Below are 26001 nucleotides of genomic sequence, written 5' to 3' on the forward strand. Positions count from 1 at the left end.
CGGAAAGCAACGATCGATGACAATAAACGGATGGATACAGATTCTGGTCTTTCTCGGGATCGCAATCGCGCTGGTGAAGCCGCTTGGTGGATACATCACGCGCGTCATGACTGGTGAGCGCACGATCCTCTCGACCATTTTCGGCCCCGTCGAGCGCGGCCTGTACCGCATTGCGGGAACGAGCGAGAAGGAGGAACAGCACTGGACGACCTATATGGCGGCCATGCTGCTCTTTAATCTGGCGGGCTTTGCGCTTCTCTATCTCTTGCAGCGCATACAGGGCGGACTGCCCTTCAACCCGGCCGGGATGGAGCCGGTCAGCGCCGACTCCTCGTTCAACACGGCGGTCAGCTTCATGACCAACACCAACTGGCAGGGCTATGGCGGCGAAACCACCATGAGCTACCTGACTCAGATGGCCGGCATCACGGTGCAGAACTTCGTGTCGGCAGCGGTCGGCATGGCCGGCGCCATGGCGATCATCCGCGGCTTTTCGCGCGCCTCCGCCAGGACCGTCGGTAACTTCTGGGTCGATCTGACCCGCAGCACGCTCTATATCCTGTTGCCGATCTGCATCGTCGGCAGTCTGGTTCTGGTGTGGCAGGGCGTGCCGCAGAACCTCAACCCCTACACCGTTGCCACGACGGTGGAAGGCGCCCGGCAGACGATCGCGCAAGGGCCGGTCGCGTCGCAGATGATCATCAAGCATCTGGGCACGAATGGGGGCGGCTTCTTCAACGCCAACTCGGCCCATCCGTTCGAGAACCCGACGGCGCTGACCAACCTGATCCACATTCTGGCGATCTATTCGATCTCCTTCGCGATGCTGAACGTGTTCGGCCGCATGGTCGGCAATCAGAAGCAGGGCTGGGCGCTGCTTGGTGCAGTTCTCACCATCGTGGTGGCTGGCATCGGGGTCGTCTATTGGGCCGAAGCCGCCGGCAATCCGATCCTCCATGCGCTTGGCCTCGAAGGCGGGAACGTGGAGGGCAAGGAGACGCGGTTCGGCATCGCGCTGTCCTCGCTCTTCGCCGTCGTGACGACTTCGGCCTCGACCGGCGCGGTCAACACCATGCACGACAGCCTCATGCCACTCGGCGGCCTGGTGCCCCTCTTCAACATGCAGATCCCGCCGCTCGGCGGCATCGGCGCCGGCGTTTACGGCATCCTGATCTTCGCAATCCTGGCCGTCTTCATCGCCGGCCTGATGGTGGGCCGTACGCCGGAATATATCGGCAAGAAGATCGAGGCCCGCGAGGTGAAGATGAGCATCCTTGCGATGCTCGGGCCCTCGCTTGCCATTCTGGCGCTGACCGCGATCGCCGTCGTGGTTCCTGCTGGCCTGTCCAGCATCCAGGACCCCGGTCCGCACGGATTGAGCGAGGTTCTGTACGCCTTCACCTCGGGCGCCAACAACAATGGCAGCGCATTTGCGGGCCTGAGCGCCAACACGCCCTTCTACAACATCGCCATCGGGCTCGCGATGCTGATGGGAAGGTTTTTGCTCATCGTGCCGGTGCTGGCCATTGCGGGTTCGCTGGCCGCCAAGAAGAGCGTGCCGGCTTCCACGGGCACGCTGCCGACCACGGGGCCGCTGTTCATCGGCCTTGTCGTCGGCGTGACGCTCATCGTCGGCGGCCTGACCTTCTTCCCCGTACTGGCGCTTGGCCCGATCGTCGAGCACTTCGCCATGCTGGCCGGCCAGACCTTCTGAGAACCGTGGCAGCGGCCAGATGGCTGAGACCGATCGGATATGTCGTGAACCCCCGCTCCCGTTTCCGGAGCGGGGCCGGCCGGACAGCCGAAGGCACCACGTCATTTTCGGCAGCGCGCAGGTGCTGCAGGCGTGGCGCTCGCTGCAAAGCTTATCCCTGAATTGCTCGCGGCGGCGTGACCGAGCGGTTGGCCCCCAAGAACAAACGCGCTGGAGTTTCTCATGAACCAGTCCAAATCCGCGAGCATGCTGGACGCTCGCATCCTTGTCCCGGCAATCGGCGACGCATTTCGAAAACTGAACCCGAAGAGCCTCGCCCGCAATCCGGTGATGTTCGTCGTCGCGGTGGTGTCTCTCCTGACGACCGTGCTGCTGCTCAGGGACATCGTGACGGGGGCCGAGAATGTCGGCTTCTCGCTGCAGATCGTGCTGTGGCTGTGGTTCACGGTGTTGTTCGCCAATTTCGCCGAGGCCGTGGCCGAAGGGCGCGGCAAGGCTCAGGCGGACTCGCTGCGGCGCACGCGCAGCGAAACCGAGGCGCGGCGCCTCGTGGATGCCGAGGGCCTGGAAGTCGAGTCGGTTCCGGGCACCAGCCTGAAGGTCGGCGACCTCGTTCTGGTTTCCGCCGGCGAGATCATCCCTTCGGACGGCGAGGTGATCGAAGGCGTCGCCTCCGTCAATGAAGCCGCCATCACCGGCGAATCCGCACCGGTCATCCGCGAGTCTGGCGGCGACCGCTCCGCCGTCACCGGCGGCACGCAGGTGCTGTCCGACTGGATCAAGGTCCGCATCACCGCGGCTGCCGGTTCGACCTTCATCGACAAGATGATCGCTCTTGTGGAGGGCGCCGAGCGCCAGAAGACACCGAACGAGATCGCGCTCAACATCCTGCTTGCCGGCATGACGCTGATTTTCGTGCTCGCGGTCGTCACCATTCCGAGCTTTGCGACCTATTCCGGGGGTATGGTTCCGGTGATCGTGCTGGTGGCCCTGTTCGTCACGCTGATCCCGACCACGATCGGCGCGCTGCTTTCGGCTATCGGCATTGCCGGCATGGACCGGCTGGTCCGCTTCAACGTCCTAGCCATGTCCGGCCGCGCGGTCGAGGCCGCCGGCGACGTCGACACGCTGCTGCTCGACAAGACCGGCACCATCACGCTCGGCAACCGTCAGGCCAGCGAATTCCGGCCCGTACGGGGCGTCACCGAGAAGGATCTGGCCGATGCGGCGCAACTCGCATCGCTGGCCGACGAGACGCCCGAAGGCCGCTCGATCGTCGTGCTCGCCAAGGAAAGATACGGCATTCGCGCACGCGACATGGCGAGCCTGAACGCAACCTTCGTGCCCTTCACGGCGCAGACGCGCATGAGCGGTGTCGACGTTGACGGCACGTCGATCCGCAAGGGCGCGGTCGATGCGGTTCTCAAGCATGTGGAGCTTGCCACGGTCGCGACCGGCAGCGCGCGTGCTTCGGCTGAAAGCGTCCGCGAACTGAAGGGTATTTCCGACGAAATCGCCAGGGCGGGCGGCACGCCCCTTGCCGTGGTGAAGGATGGCCACCTGCTCGGGGTCATCCATCTGAAGGACATCGTCAAGGGCGGCATCAGGGAACGGTTCTCCGAGTTGCGCCGCATGGGCATTCGCACGGTGATGATCACCGGCGACAACCCGATGACGGCCGCCGCGATCGCGGCGGAAGCCGGCGTCGACGACTTCCTGGCGCAGGCGACGCCGGAGAACAAGCTGGCGCTGATCCGCGAGGAACAGGCCAAGGGCAAGCTGGTCGCCATGTGCGGCGACGGCACCAACGACGCCCCGGCGCTTGCCCAGGCGGATGTCGGCGTGGCCATGAACACCGGAACGGTCGCCGCCCGCGAGGCCGGCAACATGGTGGATCTCGACAGCGATCCGACGAAGCTCATCGAGATCGTCGAGATCGGCAAGCAGTTGCTGATGACGCGCGGCGCCCTGACGACGTTCTCGATCGCCAACGATATCGCGAAATATTTCGCGATCATCCCGGCGATGTTCCTCGTCTTCTATCCGCAGCTCGGCGCGCTCAACGTCATGGGCCTCGCTTCGCCACAAAGCGCGATCCTGTCGGCGATCATCTTCAACGCCCTCATCATCGTGGCGCTGATCCCCTTGTCGCTGAAAGGCGTCAATTACCGTGCGATCGGCGCGGGCTCGCTGCTGTCCCGCAATCTCCTGATCTACGGACTGGGTGGCATCCTCGTCCCCTTCGCCGGCATCAAGCTCATCGACATGGCGATCACCGCCGCGGGCCTCGCCTGAGGCGGGCCCCGCAAAACAGGCAATCATTCCGCATCCTTGCTGTTGTTCAGCGGCGGATCATTCGGGACAAACAAGATGCTCAATCAAATCCGGCCTGCGATTTTCATGATCATGGCCTTCACAATCATCACCGGGCTTCTCTATCCGCTCGGCATCACCGGGATCGCGCAGGCACTCCTGCCCTTCCAGGCCAATGGCAGCCTCATCGAGCGCAACGGCACGGTCGTTGGCTCCGAACTGATCGGCCAGCAGTTCGCCGGCGAACGCTATTTTCAGCCGCGTCCGTCGGCGGCCGGCTCTGATGGCTATGACGCCGGCGCATCCGGCGGCTCGAACTACGGCCCCACCAGCCAGGCGCTTCGCGATCGCGTGGCCGCCGATACACAGGCTCAACGCGCCGCGAACGGCAATCAGCCGGTTCCCATGGATCTCGTGACGACCTCGGGCAGTGGTCTTGACCCGCACATCTCGCCGGAGGCGGCCTACTTTCAGGTCGGCCGTGTCGCCAAAGCGCGGGGCGCCGACGAGGCCGCCGTGCGTGGACTGGTCGAGCGCCATGTGGAGCCGCGGATGCTTGGCTTCATGGGTGAACCCGTGGTCAACGTTCTCATGCTGAACCTGGCGCTTGACGACGCCAATCTGCGCTGAACGAAGTTGTCAGGACGGCTATAATAGGCATCCTGACCGTTGATCCGGAGCCCATGCGTGCCTGACGATCCCATACGAGAGCAGAACCGGCCATCGCCGGACGCGTTGCTGGAAAGCGCCGAGCGTGAATCGCGCGGCCATCTCAAGATCTTTCTTGGGGCGGCGCCTGGCGTGGGCAAGACGTATGAGATGCTGATGTCGGGCCGCGCCCGGCTGGCGGAAGGCATCGACGTCGTCATCGGCGTGGTCGAGACACATGGGCGGGCCGAAACCGGGGCTCTGGTCGAAGGCTTCGAGGTCGTTCCGCGCCGCCACGTCGCTTATCGGGGGCATGTGCTCGACGAGATGGACATCGATGCCATCCTCGCGCGCAAGCCGGCGCTGGTGCTGGTGGACGAGCTCGCCCACACCAATGCTCCGGGCAGCCGCCATCCCAAGCGCTATCTCGATGTCGAGGAACTGCTCGCCAACGGCATCGCCGTCTACAGCACGCTCAATATCCAGCATGTCGAGAGCCTCAACGACGTCGTCGCCCAGATCACGCGCATCCGGGTGCGCGAGACAGTTCCGGATTCGATCATCGACCGGGCCGACGACATCGAGATCATCGACATCACGCCGGGCGACCTGATCAAACGCCTGAACGAAGGCAAGGTCTATCTGCCAGGGACCGCGAAGCGTGCGACGCAGAACTACTTTTCACCGAGCAACCTGACGGCGCTGCGCGAACTCGCTTTGCGGCTCACCGCGCAGCGCGTCGACGACCAGCTCGTCACCCATATGCAGGCGCACGCCATCGCGGGCCCGTGGTCGGCCGGAGAGCGTGTGCTCGTGTGTATCAGCGAACGTCCGGGCGCCACCGCGCTCGTACGCTATGGGCGCCGGCAGGCCGATCGTTTGCGCGCGCCATGGGCAGCCGTTCATGTGGAGACCAGCAAGGATGCCCGCCTCTCCGAGGCGCAAAAGGACAAGATCGCCAGTGCGCTGCGGCTTGCCGAGCAACTGGGGGCGGAAGCGGTCACTTTGTCGGGCGAGAACGTCGCCCAGGAGATTTTGGCCTACGCCGCCGCAAACAATTACACCCACGTGATCGTCGGCATGCCCACATCGCCGCGCTGGCGCGAGATTTTCGCAGGCTCCGTGTCGCACGATCTCATTCGCGCCAGGACGGATGTGAGCGTCCACGTGATCTCGACCAGCAATGGCGAGGAAACCCGACGTTCCGCGGCTGCGGGCACAAGATCGGCACGGCGCCCGGATCCCGGCCACTATCTGTGGAGCATGCTTTACGTCGCAATCGCGCTGGGCATCGGCACGGCGCTCTCGCGTTTTCTGGATGTGCGCAACATCGCGCTCGTTTTCCTCATGGCGGTTCTTGCCTCGGCCATGAGCGGCGGCCTGTGGCCGGCATTGTTCGCGTCGCTGGTGAGCGCCTTCGTCTTCAACTTCTTTTTCCTAGAACCGCGCTACACGCTGGATATCGGCGATCCGGAAAGTGTCGTCGCATTCGCGTTTTTCCTCGGCGTCGCGGTTGTCGCCAGCAATCTCGCGGGCCGGGTCCAGCGGCAGGCCGTGACGGCGCGTCAGCGCGCCAAAGCCACCGAGGGGCTTTATCTGTTCAGCCGGAAGCTCGCCGGCGCGGGCACGCTGGAAGATGTCCTGTGGGCAACCGTCTATCAGATCGCTTCGATGCTGAAGGTCAGGGTGGTCGTGCTTCTGCCCGAGAACGGCCGCATCGCGGTTCAGGCAGGCTATCCGCCGGACGACACGCTCGATGATGCGGATATCGCTGCCGCCCACTGGGCCTGGGAGCATGACAAGCCCGCGGGCCGCGGCGCGGATACGCTGCCGGGGGCGAAACGCCTCTACCTGCCCCTGAAGACGGCGCGAACGCAGGTCGGCGTCATCGGTCTGGACAATGACAAGCAGGGCCCGGTGCTGGCGCCTGCCGAGCAACGGCTGTTCGATTCCCTTGCGGATCAGGCAGCGCTTGCCATCGAGCGGATCCAGCTGGTGGCGGATGTCGACAATGCGCGCCTTGCCGTCGAGGCGGACAAGCTGCGCTCGGCGCTCCTGACCTCGCTGTCACACGATCTCAAGACGCCTCTGGCGTCGATACTTGGATCTGCCGGCACGCTGAGGGACTATTCGACCTCCCTCACCGAAACCGGCCGGACCGAACTGCTGGCAACGATTGTCGACGAGGCGGAACGGTTGAACCGCTTCATCGCCAATCTCCTCGACATGACCCGGCTGGAATCCGGAGCGGCGGCGGTTTCGCTGACGCCGCTGTTCATCGGCGACAGCGTCGGAAGCGCGTTGCGGCGTGCCGAGAAAATCCTCGTCCACCACCGGACCGATCTTGCCGTGCCGCCCGATCTGCCGATGGTGCGGCTCGATCCGGTCCTGTTCGAGCAGGTGCTGTTCAACCTGCTCGACAATGCCCGCAAATATGCGCCAGCGGGATCGCTGATTTCGATCAGGGGGTGGGCGCAGGATGCCCATGTCATGTTGCAGATCATCGATGAGGGGCCGGGCATTCCGCCGGACGATCTCACCCGGATTTTCGACAGCTTCTATCGTGTCCGCAAGAAGGATCATGTTCAGGCGGGCACCGGGCTCGGCTTGTCGATCTGCAGGGGATTTGTCGAGGCGATGGGCGGAACCATCACGGCGGCCAATCGGTTTGATCGATCCGGTGCCATTTTCACCGTGCGGTTCCCGACCGGGCCGGAACCAGCGAATTTGGAAGGCAGGCCATGAGCACCACAGCGGTCAAGATACTTGTCGTGGATGACGAACCGCCGATCCGCAAGCTTCTGCGTGTGGGATTGACCGCGGAAGGCTATGCCATGGTCGAAGCAAGCAATGCGGAGCAGGCCATTGCGCTTGTCGCCTCCGAAAAGCCGGACCTGATCCTGCTGGATCTGGGCCTGCCCGACATGTCGGGACATGATTTGCTTGAGCGGTGGCGGTCCGAACTGGTCGAATTGCCGATCGTCATCCTGTCGAGCCGCACCGATGAAACGGGCATCGTCAGAGCGCTTGAACTGGGCGCCGACGATTACCTCACCAAACCCTTTGGCATGCGGGAACTGGCGGCGCGCATCCGCGTCGCTCTGCGGCACAGGCTCCAGCAGCACGGCGAACGACCGATATTCCAGGCAGGCGATCTGAGCGTCGATCTGGTGAAGCGGATCGTCAGGGTCGCGGACAGGGAGGTAAAACTGTCGCCCAGGGAATACGACATCCTGCGCGTTCTCGTGCAGCACGCGGGCAAGGTCATCACCCATCAGCATATCCTGAAACAGGTGTGGGGCGGCGTGGCCGATGTCCAGTATCTGCGGGTCTATGTCCGCCAGTTGCGGCAGAAGATCGAGGCAACGCCCGACCAGCCGCAATACATCCTGACCGAAACAGGCGTCGGCTACCGCCTCCGTGAACCGGAGCTGTGATCGGCCACGCTTGCCAACATGCGAGTGCCTTCAACGTGAGTAATCCCATGAACCTGTCATCCGTCATCGCACCACAGGATGTGATCCTCGACCTGTCCGTCCCCACAAAAGCCGTCCTGATCAAAACGCTGGCTGCCCACGCCGCCGCGCGCACCGAGCTTGAAGAGGATGTGATCCACACTGCTCTGATGGGACGCGAAAAACTCGGCTCTACCGGCATCGGGAATGGCGTCGCCATTCCGCACGCACCTGTCGCGGGTCTCGACGCACCATTCGCCACCTTTGTGGTTCTCAGAAAGCCGATCGAATTCGATGCCGTGGACGATCTTCCGGTCGATATCGTTTTCCTGCTGCTGTCCGGAGGGGAACGCACCAGCGAGTACCTCAAGATCCTCGCTGCCGTCGCACGCAAGACCCGCGATGAGCAGGTCCTCGGGCTGTTGCGAAGGGCCCAGTCTCCAGCCGAAGCTTTTTCGACGCTGGCGGACAGCGCCTGACGTGGATCGGAACGCGAAAAACTCCGGATTCGCGACCCTGTGCGGCAATTCCCGCACAAGCACGAAGCGATTTTGCGTTCGGAATTGTTTCAAAACAAACTGCCGTAGTGCTTCTGCGATTCGCAGAAAAGCAAACCTGCTTCAGGAAAGCGGTAGGAAGGGACGCATATGGGTCTGGTGAAGAAGCGTTCCGTCACCATCAACGGGCACCGGACGAGCTATTCGCTCGAAGAGCCGTTCTATGACGACCTCGTTGCCATCGCCGCCGCGCGCGGCATGACGCTTGCCGCATTGGTGGCCGAGATCGACACCACACGCCCCAAGGCATCGAACCTGTCTTCGGCCCTTCGCCTTCATGTTCTGGAGTGGGTCAGGGTCCGGCGGGACTGAAACGTTCGATCCCGCAGCGCTTGCGCCCTCCTTACCCGCCTTCCAGTGAGTTCAGCAGGTTCTGCAAGTTGAATGGCTCGGCCTGCGGGCTTGCGGGCGCATTGTCATTGGCGGGAGGGGTTCCCGGCGATGGCTGCGGCGTGCCGGCCCTGCCCTCGGTCTCACGGCGGATGCGTTCCGCCTCGGCGTCGCGACGGACCCGTTCCGCTTCCGCCTCGTGCGCTTCCTGCTCGGCCCGCAACCGCGCTTCCCGCGCGGCGCGTTCGGCTTCTTCTCTCGCCCTTGCCTCTTCCTCGGCCTTCTGGCGCTCTGCTTCCTGCCGCAGGCGTTCCTCTTCCGCCGCGCGCTCGCGGCGTGCCTGCAAATCGGCATAATAGCGGGCTTCGCGGCGCAGGCGCTGCTTTTCGAGCAGAGCCGCCTGCATCGCTTCCACCCGCTGCTGCTCCTGCTCCAGCGCGCGCTGGGTGAGATACTGGGCCAGCGGTGTGCTGTCGAAACTCGCCGTCATGGCATCGGGAGCGCCGTCCACGGTGAAATTCAGCGTCGGCTCGGAGCCGACCAGCGCGTCCTCGCCCGCAGCATAGGCAATCGAGCCCTGCGCATGCACGGTGCCGGTGGCCAGATTGGCGCTCAGATCTGCCGAAATCCCCGATGTTTGCGACTCAAGCCTGAGCGGCGGCGCACGCAAAATACCGTTCGCGAGCGTGAAGGCGACATCCGTGTCCTTCGCGGCAAAGCGCCCCTGCTTCGCAATGGTTCCCGCAAATTCCGCCGTGCGGCGCGCATCTATGTCGCGGCCGACAGCATCCGCAGCCTTCAGAAAAGCACCAAGCGCATCGGGGTTGAGATCGGAAATGGCGAGCCTCTTCAGCGAAGCCGTGCCGGATCCCGAAAGCGACGTCATCATGCCGTCCACCGACTTGCCGCTGGTGGAAATCGTCGCCGAAAGATCAGTTCGGCCGCTGAGCCCCGCCCCCGGAAAGATGGTGGCGAGATCTGCGTCGGAAACCGCCATCTGGGCATTGAGCAGCCCGGTTCCGGCGGAATTCCTGATCTCGAACATGCCGCTCAGTGCACCGCCAAGCAGCCTGCCGTTGAGATCGGACACCCGCAATCCGTCATCGTCCAGCTTCAGCGACATCGAAGCGTCATAAGCCGTCGCCATATGGCCAGACATCAGCGCGGCAGCCGAAATACTCATGTCGATAGCCGCCGGCGCGCGCCCGGTCGCGGCAAAGGGCGCTGTCGGCCACTCGCCGGAAACAGGCGCAAGTGCCTCGTCGCCGGTAAGCATCGCGACAAACGGATCGAGATAAAGTTCGTCGAGGCTGACCTCGCCGGTCAGGCTGGGCTTATCGCCCTTCATTTCGGCATTGATGTCGCCGGAAACCGCGGTTTCGTTGATGGCGCCCGAAAGCCCCTTCAAAATGAGGACGCCGCTGCCATAGTCGGCCTCCGCGCCAAGCGTGAGCGAGGTTCCCGTTCCCATGCCGGGCAGCGCCACGCCCGCCGTCATCAGCCATGGCTCGATATCGGCCGCTTCGAGGCTGGTGCCGCCCTTTATCGCCGGCCCCTGATCGTCAGCCGATACGGTGCCGTCGAAGGAAAGCCGGAAATCCTCGCCGGTGACGAGCGCCGTGGTGGCCATGCCATCGCGCAGGCTGCCATTGGCGGAAATGTCGGCCACGCCCGGTCCCGTCAGCCCCAGCGGCAGGGCGGGAAGACCGGCGAGCGCCATCAGCACCGTCGCATCGTCGTTGCGAATGCCGAGCGTGACGGAAAGCGGCGAAAGCAGCAGATCCTGCGCCTTCCTCTTCAGGGAGAGGCTGGCGGAAAAGGCAGACCCGCCGGCAGACCCCTGCGCCGAAACGGCCAGGCCCCGGTCGCCGTCATCCTCGCCCGCAGCACTCAGCGCGGCATCAATGCGCGCATCTTCCAGCAGGCCCGGATAGTTTTGCACACGCTGCGCCAGCCCCGAGATGATGGACCCGGCAATCACGGAGTTGTCGCCATGAGCGCCGGCCAGCGCCTCCACCAGCGGCGCAAGGTCGACCGCCACCACCGAAACATCGACTTTCCCTGCCGGTTCCTCCGGAAAACCGGAGAGCCGGCCGGTCGCGCTGAGGGATGCGCCGGCAAGATCATTCAGCGCCAGCCGGTCCACCTCCAGAACGTCGCCGCGCAGGCGAAGTGCCGTCTCGGCCTTTTGCGCAGAGAGGCCCCACGCTTCCACCGGCCCCGCTTTCAGGTCGAGGTCCAGATCCTGCCCGGCAAAGCGATTGTCGCCCCCGGTGCTGACGAAAATCGAGGCGAAGGCGGAAAGGCTCTCAAGGTCCAGCGCGCCGCCGTGAAGCGCGAGGGCCATCGAGGAGCGCGCATCGCCCGGCTGCGCCGCCTCGATCGTGCCAGCGAATTTTGCTCCGCCCAGCACCAGTTCGAGATCGCTGAATTTCTGCCGCGAACGGGTCAGGTCGACACTGGCGCTGAAGCCTGCCGCGGGAAGACGACGAACCGCATCGTCCACATCGCTGGCGAGCCACGCCGCGAAGCCTGACGGCTGGGCGACGGCGAGCAGCATCCTGCCCCGGAAGCCAATGGCATCGCCGGTGGTTAGCAGGCCGCTGGACTCGAATGTGGTGCGGCCGGGCAAGGTCGCGGCCAGTGAATGGATGGTCCAGCCCCCGTCGGCAGGCTCGGCGGAGACACGGACATCGCGAATGGTCGTATCACCCGCTACCACGGCCGGCAGCTGCACTTCGACGGAACCGGGGATCGTCGGACGAGGCAGGCGGCGCAGCGCCTTTTCCAGCCCGGCAAGGCGCGCCTGCGCGTTCGATGCGGTTCCGGTTTCGCCGGACACCGCCTCGTCGAACTGAACCTGTGCGCCCGATGCCTCGATGCGAAAGCGCGGTTCTTTGCCGAAATCGAGCGAGGCGGTTCCATCGGCCGAATAAGGACTTTCCACCGGCCCCGTCTCGAAACGGAATTCGTCGATTGAAAGCCGGGCATGGTTGAGCTGGAACGTGCCGCTGGCGCGATAACCGGGCGCGGCCTTTGCCGGGGTGAGCGAAACCATCTCGCCATCGCCTCCCCTCAGTTGCGCCGGCTGGGCTGCATCCTCGGTCAACCGGAACTGGCCGGCATAGGTGAGAGCGCCATTGCTGATGCGCGCGTTGCCGTCGCTTTCCATCGTGGCGGCATAATCCTGCGGCCGGGCCCTCAGCCGCAGCCGCATCTGGCCGTCATCACCGACGCGCCCGGTGGTCGCGGAAACTTCCGTCGGCAATCCATCGAAAACGAGATTGCCATCGACGCGCCACGGACCAAACAGAGATTTTGCCGATACCGTGGCGTCGATTCCGGAAAGGGTGTGGACGCGCCCGCCCGGACCATGCCGCAGTTCCACCGCACCGTCGGTGACGGTCAGCTTCTCGATCGCGATCTGGCCCGCATCGAATGGCGACGATGGCCGCACGGCCCAGTCAATCGTCCCGTCGTCGGCAACCGCGATTACAGCTCTCGGCCGCTCCAGGCGCATGTCGAAGATCAGCACCTCGCCGCGCAGGAACGGTGCCAGTTCGGCATCCATGGAGAAGGTGTCGACGGCCATCGCCTGCTGCCCGTCCGCACCACCTGATACGACGACATCGGTGAACGTCACCGACGGAAACGGCAACAGCCTTGCCCGTGCATCGCCGCGCACCGTCACCTTGCGGCCGAGAATGATGCTGGCCTCCCGCTCGAACGCGGCGCGATAGCCGGTCCAGTCGATGAAAGGCGGCACCGCCAGCGCTGCAAGCAGCACCAGAACCACCAATCCGCCGATGATCACGAACAGTCGTGCGAGCATGTCCTCACTGCAAATCCAGAGGGCGGACCGATCCTATCCCGATATCGATGACGATAAAGAGGCAATGCCGCACCTGCGCTTCCGGTGTCGTGGAGCATTCCGGTGAAAAAAGAATCGCCCGCAATGCTCCATCTCTTTGTTTTTACGCAATTCCGGACGCAAAGCCGCTCCGCACTTTTGCTGGAATTGCTCTAACCCGCAATCATCTTGCCGGGATTGAAGATATTGTCCGGGTCGAGCGCCTTCTTGATGGTGCGCATGACATCAACGCCATGGCCATGCTCGCGGCGCATGAAGCCGGACTTCCCCTGCCCGATGCCGTGCTCGCCGGTGCAGGTTCCCTCCATGGCGATGGCGCGCTCGTTGAGGCGCGCGACGAAAGCCTCGACCTTCGCCACCTCGTCGCGATCTTCGGGATCCATCAGAACCAGCGTGTGGAAATTGCCGTCACCGGCGTGGCCCACGATGGGCGCGACAAGGCCGTTGGCTTCAATGTCGGCCTCGGTTTCGGCCACGCATTCGGCAAGCCTTGAAATCGGCACGCACACATCGGTGGAAAGCCCCTTCGCGCCGGGCCGCAGCACGAACGAAGCCCAGTAGGAATCGTGACGGGCCTTCCACAGCTTGTTGCGCTCTTCGGCCACCGTGGTCCACATGAAGGGGCCGCCCTGCTGTTCTTCCGCGATCATGGCGAACAGCTCGGCCTGCTCCGCCACGCCAGCATCGCTGCCGTGGAATTCGAGGAACAGGCAGGGGCTTTCGGGATAATCGAGCTTGGAATAGGCGTTGATGGCCTTCATCTGGAGCGCGTTGACCAGTTCGATCCGCGCCACGGGGATGCCCATCTGGATGGTGGCGATCACCGCCTGACAGGCCGCCTCAAGCGTCGGGAACGGGCACACGCCGCCCGAAATGGCCTGCGGAATGCCATGCAGGCGAAGCGTCAGCTCGGTGATGACGCCGAGCGTGCCTTCCGCACCAACCAGCAGCCGGGTGAGATCGTATCCGGCCGAACTCTTGCGCGCCCGGCCAGCCGTGCGCACCACCTCGCCATCGGCCATCACCGCCTTGAGCGACAGCACCGCCTCGCGCATGGTGCCATAGCGCACCGCGTTGGTGCCGGAAGCGCGCGTCGAGGCCATGCCGCCGAGCGAGGCGTTGGCGCCCGGATCGATGGGGAAAAACAAGCCCGTATCACGCAGGTGGCGGTTGAGGTCCTCGCGCGTCACGCCGGGCTCCACCACGCAATCGAGATCCTCGGCATGGACGGCCAGAATGCGGTTCATGCGCGAGGTATCGAGCGAGATGCCGCCACCCGGCGCGTTGACATGCCCTTCCAGCGACGTTCCGGTTCCGAACGGGATCAGCGGCACGCGATGGGCCGCGCAGGCCCGCACGATGGTCTGCACCTCTTCGGTATTTTCAGGGAACACGACGCCATCCGGCATCTGATTCGGCAGATAGGTGGTGGTATGGCCATGCTGCTCGCGAATGGAGTTGCCGGTCTGGAAGCGGTCGCCGAACGCATTGCGCAGAATTTCCAGCACCGCCGCGATGCCTTGTTCGTTGCGTTCCACCACAATCATATCGCCGAGAGCCATGGTTTCTCCTTAATCAGGACAGGCAAGGCCACCGGCTTGCTCTTTGGCGTGGCCCGCAAATAGGATTGGTGATCTGCTTTTCACGCCGATTTGTCCAGCAGCGCAAGGACCTTTCATGCCCCTTTCTTCACCCTTCGTCTCCGGCACCATGGAGATCGAGAAAAACTGGATCGACTATAACGGCCATCTGAACATGGCCTACTACAACGTGCTGTTCGATCGCGGAGCGGAGGAAGTGCTCGACCTGCTCGGCATCGGTTCCGCCTATGCCGCTGAACGCAGGCACACGATCTACACCTCGGAAATCCATGTCTGCTACGTGCGCGAGCTACATCTGGGCAGTCAGGTGAAGGTGAGCTTCCAGTTGCTGGACTCCGACGAAAAGCGCCTCCACGCCTATCAGGAAATCCGCCATGTCGACGGCTGGCTGGCGGCGACTTCGGAAAGCATGTCGCTGCATGTCAACATGGAAGGTCCACGCGTTGCGCCCTTTCCCGAAGATGTGGCGGCAAAAGTGGCGGCATTTCAGGACGCCCACCGTCATCTCCCCCGGCCGGAGCGTGCAGGCCGCACCATAGGCATCCGCAGGCGCGGCAGCGCCGATATTAACCTTAAGAAATGAATAAGGGTGGATAGGCTGCCTGCTCCGTTGCAACGAATCGCGCCAGCAGCCAATCAGGCTGTATGGCTACGCAGAACAACCTGCCGCCTTCTGTCGAAAAGGCTGGCACAGCACGCAGCGTGAAAATGGAAGCCGAAAGGCTGGCCGCCGACCCGCGTGTGTCGGACTATGACTTCTGGCGATCTCTGCGAAATGTCGACAACCGGATTTTCGAGATTTCAGCGAAGGGCCAGCCTATCCCCTTCGGCATGGTGCGCTGGCGCGCCATCCTCAAGCAGGCCCGCTCACGGCGCGGATACGCCTGAACTTTCCGGCCGGCACTCTTAAAAAATCAAAATCTTACGCCTGATTTCCGATTCAGAATATCAGAAAGCGTAGGCGATGGTTGAGGCCACGCCCATGACGGCCGCAACCACGATCAGGAAGGCATAGACGCGCGGAAGATCGAACAGGATAGCATAGCCGGCGATGTAGGCCGAAAATGCAGCACCCAGCGCCAGCAGAAAGCCATTCCGGTCGCCGACAACCAGATTTGCCGCCATCAGCCCGCCAAGAAGCAGCGCTCCGAAAACGATGATGACCGCAATGCCGGCCTTGTCGAAATTATCGTCCATCATTCATTCCCTGCAATCACTCGCCACATCCGGGACGATTCCGGAACAGCCATTGGCTACAGACTTAACCGAGCGCGCGGAAGGGGCAAGGGTAAACTGACCCCTGCCCTTGTGAGAAATCGGCAACTGTGGATTTAGGGAGACGGTTCGCCGTCTCCCCTGCTGTTGCCGGCCTACTGCTTCGGCAATGTCCATGCCATGACGTAATCGCCTGCCCTGGTTCCGATCGAGCCGTGGCCGCCGGCCACGATCAGAACGAACTGGCGCCCATCTTCCGTCGTGTAGGTCATCGGCGTCGACTGTCCGCCCGCCGGAAGGCGCGCCTTCCACAACTGCCTGCCGCTGGTGAGGTCGTAGGCGCGCAGATAATCGTCGACGGCCGCACCGAGGAAGGCCACGCCACCTGCGGTGATGATCGGCCCGCCGATGCCCGGAACGCCCACCTTGAGGGGAAGCGGCAGCGGGGTCATGTCGTAGACCGTGCCGTTGCGGTGCTTGTAGGCGATCTTGCCGGTGCGCAGGTCCGCGCCCGCCACATAGCCCCATGGTGGCGACTGGCAGGGAATGCCGAGCGGCGACAGGAACGGTCCCATGATCACGGCATAGGGCGCACCTTCGTTGCGGTTGAGCCCCTGCTCGCTGCCGCGTGCCTCGGCATCGGCCGGCGGCACCTGATCGCGCGGAACGAGTTGCGACTTGAAGGCCAAATAGGTCGGCATGCCGAACATCACCTGCCTGACCGGATCGACCGCCACGCCGCCCCAGTTGAAGGTGCCGAAATTGCCGGGATAGACGAGTGTTCCCTGAACCGAAGGCGGCGTGTAGCGCCCCTCGTAGCGCAACCTTGCGAACTCGATGCGGCAGGCAAGCTGGTCGAACGGGCTGACGCCCCACATGTCCGCGCCCGTCAGCGGCTTCGGCATGAAGGTCAGGTCCGACACAGGCTGCGTCGGCGCGGTGAAATCGCCTTCGATCGCCCCGCCCGGAGCCGGCACCTCATTGACCGGAATGACCGGTTCGCCGGTTTCCCGGTCCAGCACATAGATGTCGCCCTGCTTGGTCGGGCCGACCAGCGCCTTGATCGTCCCCGCATCCGTGGTGAGATCAATGAGCGATGGCTGCGCCGGCACGTCCATGTCCCACAGGTCATGATGCACCGTCTGGCGCACCCAGCGCACCCTGCCGGTGTCGAGATCGAGTGCGGTGATCGAGGACGAATATTTTTCCACATGCTCGCTGCGGCCCATGCCGAGCTGGTCCGGGGTCTGGTTGCCGAGCGGCACATAGACCAGTCCAAGCTCCTCGTCGGCGCTGGCGGTCGACCACATGTTGGGCGAGTTCGCCGTATAGGTTTCGCCGTCGCCGAGCGGTTCGGTGCGGTCGGGATTGCCCGGATCCCACGCCCACACGACAGCGCCCGAACGCGCATCGAAGGCGCGGATCACGCCGGACGGCTCTTCCGTGGAGTAATTGTCGTTGACCGCACCGCCCACGATGATCTTGTCGCGCGCGATCAGCGGCGCCGAGGTCGAATAATAGTAACCCGCCTTCGGATGCGGCATGTGCTCCATCAGGTCCACGGTGCCGGCATTGCCAAATGACGGACAGATCTGGCCGGTTGCCGCATCGAGTGCGATGAGGCGCGCATCGGAAGTCGGCAGGTAGACGCGTTCCGCACAGGCTTCGCCGGCAGCGATCGACGCATCCTTGTAATAGGAAACGCCGCGGCAGGTCTGGTGCTGGCGCTGGTTCTCCGGCCCGATCTGCGGATCGAAGCGCCACTTTTCCCTGCCGGTCGCCGCGTCCACAGCAATGGCGAGGTTGTGCGGCGTGCAGATGTAGAGATTGTCGCCGATCTTGAGCGGCGTCACCTGATAGGTGGTTTCAGTGACGTCGCTGGGCAGACGCACATCGCCGGTCTGGTAGGTCCAGGCCAGTTCGAGTTTGTCGACATTTTCGACCGTAATCTGGTCGAGCGGCGAATAGCGCTGACCATAGGGGCTGCGCCCGTAGAAGTGCCATTCACCCGCCGGGAAGTTTGCGCCGAGGGCGCCCTCCGGCGTCACCTTGTCCGTCGGCAGGGTACCGGCAATGTCGTGGGGATCGGTGGTCATGGAATATCCGGCGACGCCGAGCGACGCCAGAACCACGAGGATCAGCGGCGCACGGCCGTCCGTGCCGGAAAGCCTGCGCCAGATGACCGGCATCAGCAGCCAGATGGCAAGCAACACGAGCAAGCCACCGCGCGCGCCGAGCGACCACCAGTCGAAGCCTGTCTCCCATATGGCCCACACGAGGGTCGCCAGCAGGAAGGCGGCATAAAGCCAGAGTGCGGCCATGCTGCGCCGGTAGAGCAACCATGCCGCAATCAGGAAAACCACGCCAGCGACGGCATAATACCAGCTGCCGCCAAGCGTGATGAGCCACAGGCCGCCTGTGCCAAGCCAGGCGCCGAACAAGGCGAACAACAGTGAAGTGATGATGATGGCCAAAGCTGATCCCCCAACTTCGAGTGCCGGAATGAGTAATCAGGGATAATGGCGCGGGCGCCGCAATGTTCCCTCCATCAACAGGCTTTCCTTGCAGGCGCGCGCCGACAGGGCTAAGCCATGCTCAGAAAACAGAACAAAACGGCGACACTTCTGGTCTTTCGGGACCGAATCACTACATTCGGGAACAATGTCCGGCTTTTCCGACGATATGCCCTTCTTCGACGAACCGGGCGCACGACCTCCGGCTGCCTCCGGCAGCGCCGGTGCGCCGTCCGGCATAGCCGCGCGTGCCATGGCCGCGCGACAGGCGCAGAACGGCCCGCCCGACTATCTCAAGGGGCTCAATCCCGAACAGCGGCAGGCGGTGGAAACCACCGAAGGGCCCGTGCTGGTTCTGGCCGGCGCCGGCACCGGCAAGACGCGGGTGCTCACCACCCGCATCGCCCATATCCTTGCCACCGGCCGCGCCTTCCCCTCGCAGATCCTTGCCGTGACCTTCACCAACAAGGCCGCGCGCGAGATGAAGCAGCGCATCGGCCTGCTGGTCGGCGAAGCGGTCGAAGGCATGCCATGGCTCGGCACCTTCCACTCCATCGGTGTAAAGATATTGCGCCGCCATGCGGAACTGGCCGCCCTGCGCTCCGATTTCAGCATTCTCGACACCGACGACGTCATCCGTCTCATCAAGCAACTCATTCAGGCCGAAGGTCTGGACGACAAGCGCTGGGCGCCGCGCACCTTCGCCCAGATGATCGATGGCTGGAAGAACAAGGGCCTCGGCCCGGAAGAAATTCCCGAAGGGGATGCGCGTTCGTTCGGCAACGGGCGCGGCCGCGAGCTCTACCGCGCCTATCAGGATCGGCTGACGACGCTGAACGCCTGCGATTTCGGCGACCTGCTCCTGCACCCGATCCGCATCTTCCGCGCCCATCACGATATTCTGGCCGAATACCACAAGCGCTTCCGCTACATTCTGGTGGACGAGTATCAGGACACCAACACCGCGCAATACATGTGGCTGCGCCTTCTGGCCCAGCGCCCGCGCGCCAGCTCTGCCCAACCGGCCGAAGACCGGGCGCGCGACGGCGCGCCGGGCGACGTTTCGCCCGCTCCCGCGGAGGGCCAGCCGCCGCAGGTGGCGGTGCGGCCCGTGAGCGAAAACAAAGTCAATATCTGCTGCGTCGGCGATGACGACCAGTCGATCTATGGCTGGCGCGGCGCGGAAGTGGACAACATCCTGCGCTTCGAGAAGGATTTTCCGGGCGCGACGGTGATCCGGCTGGAGCGTAACTACCGCTCCACCGCCCATATCCTTGGCGCTGCCGCCCATCTCATCACCCACAATGAAGGACGGCTCGGCAAGACCCTGTTCACGGACAGCCCCGATCCTGACGACCCCAAGGTCAATGTCCATGCCGCATGGGATTCCGACGAGGAGGCCCGCGCCATCGGCGAGGAGATCGAGGCGTTGCAGCGCAACAATCATGCGCTCAACGACATCGCCATTCTGGTGCGCGCCTCCTTCCAGATGCGCTCCTTCGAGGATCGCTTCATCGAGATCGGCCTGAACTACCGGGTCATCGGCGGCCCGCGCTTCTATGAGCGGCAGGAAATCCGCGACGCCATGGCCTATATGCGCGTCGTGGCCAATCCGGGCGACGACCTCGCCTTCGAGCGCATCGTCAACGTGCCGAAGCGCGGCCTTGGCGAAGCCGCCATCCGTCAGGTGCATGACACGGCCCGCGCGCTTGGCGTGCCGATGCTGCAGGCGGCCGCCACGCTTGCCGAAAGCGACGAGCTGAAGCCGAAGCCGCGGGCAGCGCTGCGCGAGGTCGCCGCCAATTTTGCGCGCTGGCAGGATCTGCTGGAAACCACTCCGCATACGGAACTGGCCGAGACCATCCTTGAGGAAAGCGGCTATACCGACATGTGGAAGAACGACCGTTCGGCCGATGCGCCGACGCGGCTCGACAACCTCAAGGAGCTGATCCGCTCCATGGAGGATTACGAATCCCTGCGTGCCTTCCTCGAACATGTCGCGCTGGTCATGGATGCCGACAAGAACGAGGACCTCGATGCCGTTTCGCTGATGACGCTCCATTCGGCCAAGGGGCTTGAGTTCGAGACCGTGTTCCTGCCCGGGTGGGAGGAAGGCCTGTTCCCGCATCAGCGCGCGCTCGATGAAGGTGGGCGTTCCGGTCTGGAAGAAGAGCGCAGGCTCGCCTATGTCGGGCTCACGCGCGCCAAGCGCAACCTGCACATCTGGTTCGTCTCCAACCGGCGCATCCACGGCCTGTGGCAATCCACAATCCCCTCCCGCTTCCTCGACGAGCTGCCGGAGGCCCATGTCGAGGTGAGTGAAAGCGGGTCAGGCTTCGGCGGCTACGGCAATCCCTATGGGGCCTCGCGCTTCGACAATATCGGTTCGCCCACCGGCGGATATGCCAAGCGCGGCGATCAGGGCGGCAGCGGTGGCGCCTTCTCCAATACCTATGCGACACCCGGCTGGCAGCGCGCCCGCCAGAACCGCACGGAAGCGACGAGCCGCAACTGGGGCACGCGTTCGGGCCATGCGGTTGAGCGCATCGGCTATGGCGAAGCCGATTCCGGCTATGGCGCGGGGCGTGGTTCGGTGAAAAGCCGCACCATCGAAGGCGAGTTGGTGGCGAAGTCGGTCGCGGACACCCCATCCGCTTTCAGCGTCGGCGACCGCGTCTTCCATATGAAATTCGGGAACGGCAACGTCTCGGCTGTCGAAGGCAACAAGCTGACCATCGATTTCGACCGCGCCGGGCAGAAAAAGGTTCTGGACAGCTTCGTCACCGCGGCCTGACGCGCGACGCATCGGCAACGGCCCGTTTTGGACCCTGGAGAATCGGACCGAAAAGCGGAACCCGATTTTCGGTTATTCCGACGCTCTATCAATAACTTAGATCGTCCTTCGTGCGTCCGAATGGACGCAAGGCGATCTATGTCCGGCTGCGCATCGCCTTGAGCTTTTCGGCGGCGGATGCGGCGAGGTCGTCGAAGCGTTCTTCCAGTTTTTCCGCCGCCTCGATCACGGAAAAGTCGTGGCCGAACTTTTCCAGCGTCTCGCGCAGGCCCTCGACGAATTCCGCCTGCTTGTCGAGTTCGTCGAACAGCGCTCTCACCTGCGCTTCGGTGACATGCGGGCTGCCAAGAATTCCCGGCACTTCACGGGCCATTCTTTGGCCGGTTTCGGTCTGTTTGCGCAGGATTTCAATCCAGTCTGCCACGGTGTTCCCTTGTTGTAGCCGGCAAGCATGACTGCTTGAACGAAAAGGTCAATCTCCGGCCCGCTGCTCCCCCTTATTCCGCCTCCGCCCACCGGGACGATTCACGGCCCGCTCACAGGCGCTGCGGATCTTCTCGACCTCGGTTTCGGTCAGATGCTCGATGCCGATGAAACGGTTGTTGGCCTTGCTGATGCGGATAAGCTCATCCAGCTTCGCCTGCATGGCCGCACCATCCCTGTTTTGGGTGTTCTGGATCAGGAACACCATGAGAAAGGTGATGATCGTCGTGCCCGTGTTGATGATGAGCTGCCATGTGTCCGAAAAGCCGAACAACGGGCCACTCACAGCCCAGATGATGACAACGGCCACACAGAGAATGAAAGTCATAGGCATGCCAGTGACATAGGCCACGGCATTGGCTGCCTTGGTGAAGGGTTTTTCCAGCATGTCGGGTCCTCGCTTGACGAAACAACCGCCATGGCGACGAACGGTTCCGCACTCGTGGCTATGCACAACTTTACACAACCATAAGGTGTAAAAATAAGTAATTACACCTTATAGCAATTGAGCCACAGTTTCCATGCAGGCAATGATGCCTGCTCCTTCCGCTTCAGCGGAACCTCCGGCCCCTTCCGCCTCGCCACCCCCGCACGGCGGAAGGGGTCCCGGAACCGGGAGAAGCGGGATGGTGAAGAGGCCGAAGCGGAGGCGGCAATTGACCCATACGGTTTCCTTTCCCGCGCTGGCTCTTGCTCTTCCCGCCCTCGGCCTCTCCTGCCCAGCGCTGGCGGATCAGGCGGGCCCGAAAATTTCCGCCTCACTCGAACGCCACTGGACCAGCAATGCGCTGGACAGCGAATTCGCGATTGCCGACTGGTACACGCTGTTGCGAGGATCCCTGCGTCAGGATGTGGGCGATGACGAAGCCAACGCCGGCATCGCGGCCGAGTTCCAGCTTACGCGCCATGACCGCATCGTGATCGAGGACGATCGCAGCATCGCCGTGTCGGCGCATGCCTTCCGCCGCATCTCGCCAAGGCTGGAACTGCGCGGCACGCTGACTTATTCGGCAGTCAGCAAGGGCGACCATCTGGAGATCGGCCCTGTTGCCATCGGCACAAGGGCACTGAAGCAGGTTGCTGCGGCACAGACGCAGGCCGGCATCGCGCTGGATGAAGCCACTGCGCTGGTCATCGACGTCTCGAACGTTTTCGAGACGACAGGCCGCACGCATTTCGAGGAAGGCATCATCGGGCGGGCGCGGCTCGATCCCGATGTCAACAAGGTCAGGCTTGCCGCGCGCGTCATGCGCTCGATTGGTCCCGTTGCCGTCGGCGGATCGCTTTCAGCGCTGTTTGCCTCGGTCGAGAAGCTCGGTTCACCGCCCGTGGCCCTGTCTTACGCGCTCTACGGCGCACAGGGTCAGCTCGAAATGCGCACTGAAGCGGGAATGACGGTTGGACTGGCATTGGGCGCGGAATCCCTGCGCGGCGCGCACGGCATCTATTCCGGGATCAGACCTGCATGGCAGGTGAAAGCCGCAATACCCCTGCCCCGCGATTTCGAACTGCGCGGAAGCTGGTTCGGACGCTACGAAACCGGAGACAGCGACGACCCGCTCGCCTCATGGCTTCATCGGGCGGAAGCGGAACTCGGCTGGAAAGTCACGGAACGGCTTGCCCTGTCGGCCGGTGTCTATCGCGAGGTGAAGCAGAACCTTTTGATGGAAAACGAGGAACGCGGCAGCGGCTTCTATGCCGAGGCCAGCTATGCGTTCAGCAAGCCCCTCAGCGCCGTTTTCCGGGTGGACGTCACCAGAACCTTCAAGACCATTCTCGATATTCGCGAGCGCACGACAGACGTGTTCCTCGGCTTGCGCGCGCAGATATAGCTGTGAACATCTCACCCGCCTGAACCGCGGCGGCATATTCAGAATTTTGGGCCGCTTTCAAACGGTGCGGGCAGGAAGGACGCGAACCCTCCTGCCCGCTGCCGGATCCGGAATCCGACTTGTTGGATCAGCGGCGCTTCTTCACGGAATAGGACGAGTTGCCGTTGCCGCTGTTGTAGTTGTTGCCGCTGTTGTCGGTGTAGCTGTTGCCACCGCCGGCGATGCCGACGGGCGAGTTGGCCGAGCCTGCGCCGACGCCCAGAATGCCGAGCCCGATGCCGCTCAGGATGCCATTGCCGAGCACGGTGTTGTTGCCAGACAGGATCGGCGACTTGTTGAGAATGGAAAGGCCATTCAGCAGCTTGATGTCGCCGAGCGCCACGGCCGGCGCCACATTGATCAGACCGCCACTGGAATTGTTGTTGTTGCCTTTGGAACCCCATCCGCCGGCATGAGCACTGACTGCGGTGAAAGAAACGACTGCGGTTGCAAGAATAACGGTGAACTTGTTCATGACACTCTCCTCTGTTGTTCCGTTTGTACTTGCGCCTCAGATGAGTACCTCCGATGTCAGGATATGAATTTCGGAAAGAAACACAACCATAGATTGCCAGTATTCATGGAAACAACCTATAAACCGAATCTTAACGCTAATGTTTTACGTTAAGGGATATGGTTACCGGCGCAGATGCCATGTCAGCTCTGCGGATCTTCCCAGCGCCTGAGAAAGTCTTCGATCGGCATCGCCTGCATGTCGGGAACCGCACGCCCGATCTTCCCGGCCGGCCAGTCCCACCAGGCCAGCCGTTCAATGCGCGCGGCAATCCCCGGAGCGAAACGATAGCGCAGCCGCCGCGCCGGCGATCCGGCCATGATCGCATAGGGCTCCACATCGCGCGTCACCACGGCGTTGGCGCCAATCACCGCGCCATTGCCCACTTTCACGCCAGGCAGGATCACCGCACCGTGTCCGATCCACACGTCATGGCCGATCGTGACGTGCCTTGCCTGCCGGCGCTCGCGAAAAGCAGCGTCGACGCCGAGATAGCGGAAATATTCGTTCGGCCGGTAGCTGACCTTGTGCTGGGTGATCCGCTCGATCGGATGTTCCAGCGCATTGATGCGGGTGTTGGCGGCAACCGAGCAGAATTTGCCGAGCGTCGCGTAGATCGCTTCGGAATGGCGCTCGAAATAGGTGAAGGCGCCCACCATCACCTCGCGCAGCACCACCCGCTCGCCGATGGCCACATAGGGCTCCAGCCGGCAGCCCTTCAGTTCGGCCGTCGGATGGATGCGCGGCTGCGGTTCGCGCGGCTCGGGATTTTGCGGATCGTCCATCAGGCGGCTGTACGACGCCCCCCGCCCTTCGGCAAGCCTTCGCGCGCCCGGCCCCTTATTGCGGCTTGCCCTTCGCCCACTCCACCTGCTGGCCATAGAGGGGAATGGTGGTGATCGCCATCTTGGCCGAGCCGTCCTGGACCTGCTGCGAATGGGCCAGATAGATCAGCGTGTCATTGGCCTTGTCGTAGATGCGCTTCACCACCTGCTTCTTCCAGATCAGGCTGATCGACTGGCGAAACACCTCTTCGCCGCCCTTGCCGAGGTCGATGTCGCCGATCCTGATCGGTCCGGTCTGCTGGCAGGAAAGCGCTGCGTTCGACGGGTCCTCGAACCAGTTTCCCTTCTGGAGGCGGTCGATGACGCCACGGTCGAAATAGGCCAGATGGCAGGTCACGCCCTCCACCTTCGGGTCGGTCACGGCTTCGATCTTGATGTCGTTTCCGAACCAGTCGACGCCGATCTTGCCGACCTGCTCGGCATGAGCGGAACCGGCACTTGCGGCGATGGCGGCGGCGGTTGTCAGGCAGGCTATGGTCTTGCGCACGTCTGTCTCCGTCTGCGGCAGGAATTTCCTGCAACGTGGGATGCTGCAACCGGCTTTGCAAGCACGACGATGTGAGCGCTTCGACCTTGCGGCAATGGGCCCACTTTGACAGTGTGCGCCCAACCATTAGAACCGAATATCAGAACTGGTTCATCTGTTCACCGATGCGGCCCGCGCCGCCTGAAAGCGGACTATCCTCCCATGCGCAAGATTCTCGTCGGCCTTCTCATCCTCATCGCCGCCGGCATTGGTTTCATAACCTTCAGCTGGTACAATCAGCGCCACGGCGGAGAACCCTTCGGCGCGCCTTTCGCGCTTACTGACCAGAAGGGCGAGCCGATCACCGAGGCGGCTTTCCGCGGCCAGCCCACGGCCCTGTTCTTTGGTTTCACCCATTGCCCGGAAGTCTGCCCGACGACGCTGTTCGAGCTCGCCGGCTGGCTGAACGCGCTGGGCGACGAGGGCAAGGACATCCGCGCCTATTTCGTGTCGGTCGATCCCGAGCGCGACACGCCCCAGATCCTGAACACCTATATCAGCAACTTCTCCGACCGGATCATCGGCATCACCGGCGAGCCCAATAAGGTCTTTGATATGGCCAAATCCTTCGGCATCTACTGGAAGAAGGTGCCCACGGAGGACGGCGATTACACGCTCGACCACACCGCATCGATCCTGCTGCTCAATTCGCAAGGTGACTTTTTCGGCACCATCGCTTATGGCGAGAGCCCCGATACGGCCAAGGCAAAGCTGAAGCGCCTGGCCGCCGGTAGCTGACACCAACAGGTTC

At 63.2% G+C, this 26001-nt stretch carries 21 protein-coding genes; 12 read left to right on the plus strand and 9 right to left on the minus strand.

Annotation, left to right across the window (positions count from 1 at the left end; all coding sequences use genetic code 11):
• Positions 1 to 16: 16 nt before the first annotated feature.
• From kdpA to AC5XE7_RS14185, 7 genes are all read left to right on the plus strand, one after another.
• Positions 17 to 1714 carry a potassium-transporting ATPase subunit KdpA gene (gene kdpA, locus AC5XE7_RS14155; protein ID WP_495366556.1) on the plus strand — a complete coding sequence of 566 codons (1698 nt, stop codon included), beginning with the start codon at positions 17 to 19 and terminating at the stop codon, positions 1712 to 1714.
• 222 nt (positions 1715 to 1936) lie between these two features.
• Complete coding sequence (gene kdpB, locus AC5XE7_RS14160; protein ID WP_495366555.1) at positions 1937 to 4009, plus strand: potassium-transporting ATPase subunit KdpB; 2073 nt, start codon at positions 1937 to 1939, stop codon at positions 4007 to 4009.
• Positions 4010 to 4084: 75 nt separating this feature from the next.
• A complete protein-coding gene (kdpC, locus tag AC5XE7_RS14165) occupies positions 4085 to 4657 on the plus strand; it encodes a potassium-transporting ATPase subunit KdpC (protein ID WP_495366554.1) in 573 nt (190 codons plus the stop codon).
• A gap of 57 nt (positions 4658 to 4714) precedes the next feature.
• Positions 4715 to 7420 carry a DUF4118 domain-containing protein gene (locus AC5XE7_RS14170; protein ID WP_495366553.1) on the plus strand — a complete coding sequence of 902 codons (2706 nt, stop codon included), beginning with the start codon at positions 4715 to 4717 and terminating at the stop codon, positions 7418 to 7420.
• On the plus strand, positions 7417 to 8112 hold the full coding sequence (locus tag AC5XE7_RS14175) for a response regulator transcription factor (protein ID WP_495366552.1): 696 nt from the start codon (positions 7417 to 7419) through the stop codon (positions 8110 to 8112). The genes AC5XE7_RS14170 and AC5XE7_RS14175 overlap by 4 nt, the downstream gene beginning before the upstream one ends.
• 47 nt (positions 8113 to 8159) lie before the next feature.
• Entirely contained in the window at positions 8160 to 8609 is a 450-nt protein-coding gene (locus AC5XE7_RS14180; protein ID WP_495366551.1) for a PTS sugar transporter subunit IIA, read from the plus strand.
• Between the two features lie 168 nt (positions 8610 to 8777).
• Positions 8778 to 8999, plus strand: a complete 222-nt coding sequence (locus AC5XE7_RS14185) for a ribbon-helix-helix domain-containing protein (RefSeq protein ID WP_183831593.1) — start codon at positions 8778 to 8780, stop codon at positions 8997 to 8999.
• 31 nt (positions 9000 to 9030) lie between these two features.
• On the opposite strand, the gene AC5XE7_RS14190 is transcribed toward AC5XE7_RS14185, so the two are convergent.
• Entirely contained in the window at positions 9031 to 12849 is a 3819-nt protein-coding gene (locus AC5XE7_RS14190) for an AsmA family protein (protein ID WP_495366550.1), read from the minus strand.
• A gap of 191 nt (positions 12850 to 13040) precedes the next feature.
• The gene (locus tag AC5XE7_RS14195) at positions 13041 to 14450 is read right to left on the minus strand and encodes an FAD-binding oxidoreductase (RefSeq protein WP_495366549.1); all 1410 of its coding nucleotides are present in this window, start codon (positions 14448 to 14450) and stop codon (positions 13041 to 13043) included.
• Between the two features lie 115 nt (positions 14451 to 14565).
• On the opposite strand from AC5XE7_RS14195, the gene AC5XE7_RS14200 reads away from it, so the two are divergent.
• Both AC5XE7_RS14200 and AC5XE7_RS14205 read left to right on the plus strand, forming a co-directional pair.
• Complete coding sequence (locus tag AC5XE7_RS14200) at positions 14566 to 15072, plus strand: thioesterase family protein (RefSeq protein ID WP_239799112.1); 507 nt, start codon at positions 14566 to 14568, stop codon at positions 15070 to 15072.
• A gap of 62 nt (positions 15073 to 15134) precedes the next feature.
• Positions 15135 to 15377, plus strand: a complete 243-nt coding sequence (locus tag AC5XE7_RS14205) for a hypothetical protein (protein ID WP_495366548.1) — start codon at positions 15135 to 15137, stop codon at positions 15375 to 15377.
• A gap of 60 nt (positions 15378 to 15437) precedes the next feature.
• Here the strand turns inward: AC5XE7_RS14205 and AC5XE7_RS14210 are convergent, their stop codons facing one another.
• Complete coding sequence (locus AC5XE7_RS14210; RefSeq protein ID WP_183831595.1) at positions 15438 to 15686, minus strand: hypothetical protein; 249 nt, start codon at positions 15684 to 15686, stop codon at positions 15438 to 15440.
• A 173-nt stretch (positions 15687 to 15859) separates the two neighbouring features.
• Complete coding sequence (locus tag AC5XE7_RS14215) at positions 15860 to 18178, minus strand: glucose/quinate/shikimate family membrane-bound PQQ-dependent dehydrogenase (protein ID WP_495366547.1); 2319 nt, start codon at positions 18176 to 18178, stop codon at positions 15860 to 15862.
• Positions 18179 to 18365: 187 nt separating this feature from the next.
• Between AC5XE7_RS14215 and AC5XE7_RS14220 the strand changes: the two genes are divergently transcribed.
• Positions 18366 to 21011 carry an ATP-dependent helicase gene (locus AC5XE7_RS14220; RefSeq protein WP_495366546.1) on the plus strand — a complete coding sequence of 882 codons (2646 nt, stop codon included), beginning with the start codon at positions 18366 to 18368 and terminating at the stop codon, positions 21009 to 21011.
• A gap of 136 nt (positions 21012 to 21147) precedes the next feature.
• On the opposite strand, the gene AC5XE7_RS14225 is transcribed toward AC5XE7_RS14220, so the two are convergent.
• On the minus strand, positions 21148 to 21435 hold the full coding sequence (locus tag AC5XE7_RS14225) for a hypothetical protein (RefSeq protein WP_495366545.1): 288 nt from the start codon (positions 21433 to 21435) through the stop codon (positions 21148 to 21150).
• Between the two features lie 48 nt (positions 21436 to 21483).
• Positions 21484 to 21882 carry a low affinity iron permease family protein gene (locus tag AC5XE7_RS14230; protein ID WP_495366544.1) on the minus strand — a complete coding sequence of 133 codons (399 nt, stop codon included), beginning with the start codon at positions 21880 to 21882 and terminating at the stop codon, positions 21484 to 21486.
• Between the two features lie 268 nt (positions 21883 to 22150).
• Here AC5XE7_RS14230 and AC5XE7_RS14235 point away from each other — a divergent pair, with 268 nt between their 5' ends.
• Positions 22151 to 23326, plus strand: coding sequence for a hypothetical protein (locus tag AC5XE7_RS14235; RefSeq protein ID WP_495366543.1), 1176 nt, complete (start codon positions 22151 to 22153; stop codon positions 23324 to 23326).
• A 127-nt stretch (positions 23327 to 23453) separates the two neighbouring features.
• On the opposite strand, the gene AC5XE7_RS14240 is transcribed toward AC5XE7_RS14235, so the two are convergent.
• The 3 genes from AC5XE7_RS14240 to AC5XE7_RS14250 all read right to left on the minus strand — a co-directional run bounded on the left by AC5XE7_RS14240 (position 23454) and on the right by AC5XE7_RS14250 (position 25211).
• On the minus strand, positions 23454 to 23840 hold the full coding sequence (locus tag AC5XE7_RS14240) for a hypothetical protein (protein WP_183831095.1): 387 nt from the start codon (positions 23838 to 23840) through the stop codon (positions 23454 to 23456).
• A gap of 182 nt (positions 23841 to 24022) precedes the next feature.
• On the minus strand, positions 24023 to 24664 hold the full coding sequence (locus AC5XE7_RS14245) for a DapH/DapD/GlmU-related protein (RefSeq protein WP_495366542.1): 642 nt from the start codon (positions 24662 to 24664) through the stop codon (positions 24023 to 24025).
• A gap of 55 nt (positions 24665 to 24719) precedes the next feature.
• Positions 24720 to 25211 (minus strand): CreA family protein, encoded by a 492-nt coding sequence (locus AC5XE7_RS14250; RefSeq protein WP_495366541.1) that lies wholly within the window; start codon positions 25209 to 25211, stop codon positions 24720 to 24722.
• A 201-nt stretch (positions 25212 to 25412) separates the two neighbouring features.
• Between AC5XE7_RS14250 and AC5XE7_RS14255 the strand changes: the two genes are divergently transcribed.
• A complete protein-coding gene (locus tag AC5XE7_RS14255) occupies positions 25413 to 25988 on the plus strand; it encodes an SCO family protein (RefSeq protein WP_287943690.1) in 576 nt (191 codons plus the stop codon).
• Positions 25989 to 26001 lie beyond the last annotated feature (13 nt).

This window comes from Aquamicrobium sp. YD-1-mutant5 (genome assembly GCF_059509755.1).

Excerpts from the sequence above, each read along its gene's own strand:
- kdpA (WP_495366556.1), top strand. The coding sequence starts at position 17 with ATGACAATAAACGGATGGATACAGATTCTGGTCTTTCTCGGGATCGCA.
- kdpB (WP_495366555.1), top strand. The coding sequence starts at position 1,937 with ATGAACCAGTCCAAATCCGCGAGCATGCTGGACGCTCGCATCCTTGTC.
- kdpC (WP_495366554.1), top strand. The coding sequence starts at position 4,085 with ATGCTCAATCAAATCCGGCCTGCGATTTTCATGATCATGGCCTTCACA.
- AC5XE7_RS14175 (WP_495366552.1), top strand. The coding sequence starts at position 7,417 with ATGAGCACCACAGCGGTCAAGATACTTGTCGTGGATGACGAACCGCCG.
- AC5XE7_RS14180 (WP_495366551.1), top strand. The coding sequence starts at position 8,160 with ATGAACCTGTCATCCGTCATCGCACCACAGGATGTGATCCTCGACCTG.
- AC5XE7_RS14185 (WP_183831593.1), top strand. The coding sequence starts at position 8,778 with ATGGGTCTGGTGAAGAAGCGTTCCGTCACCATCAACGGGCACCGGACG.
- AC5XE7_RS14190 (WP_495366550.1), bottom strand. The coding sequence starts at position 12,849 with ATGCTCGCACGACTGTTCGTGATCATCGGCGGATTGGTGGTTCTGGTG.
- AC5XE7_RS14195 (WP_495366549.1), bottom strand. The coding sequence starts at position 14,450 with ATGGCTCTCGGCGATATGATTGTGGTGGAACGCAACGAACAAGGCATC.
- AC5XE7_RS14200 (WP_239799112.1), top strand. The coding sequence starts at position 14,566 with ATGCCCCTTTCTTCACCCTTCGTCTCCGGCACCATGGAGATCGAGAAA.
- AC5XE7_RS14205 (WP_495366548.1), top strand. The coding sequence starts at position 15,135 with ATGGCTACGCAGAACAACCTGCCGCCTTCTGTCGAAAAGGCTGGCACA.
- AC5XE7_RS14210 (WP_183831595.1), bottom strand. The coding sequence starts at position 15,686 with ATGGACGATAATTTCGACAAGGCCGGCATTGCGGTCATCATCGTTTTC.
- AC5XE7_RS14220 (WP_495366546.1), top strand. The coding sequence starts at position 18,366 with ATGTCCGGCTTTTCCGACGATATGCCCTTCTTCGACGAACCGGGCGCA.
- AC5XE7_RS14230 (WP_495366544.1), bottom strand. The coding sequence starts at position 21,882 with ATGCTGGAAAAACCCTTCACCAAGGCAGCCAATGCCGTGGCCTATGTC.
- AC5XE7_RS14240 (WP_183831095.1), bottom strand. The coding sequence starts at position 23,840 with ATGAACAAGTTCACCGTTATTCTTGCAACCGCAGTCGTTTCTTTCACC.
- AC5XE7_RS14245 (WP_495366542.1), bottom strand. The coding sequence starts at position 24,664 with ATGGACGATCCGCAAAATCCCGAGCCGCGCGAACCGCAGCCGCGCATC.
- AC5XE7_RS14255 (WP_287943690.1), top strand. The coding sequence starts at position 25,413 with ATGCGCAAGATTCTCGTCGGCCTTCTCATCCTCATCGCCGCCGGCATT.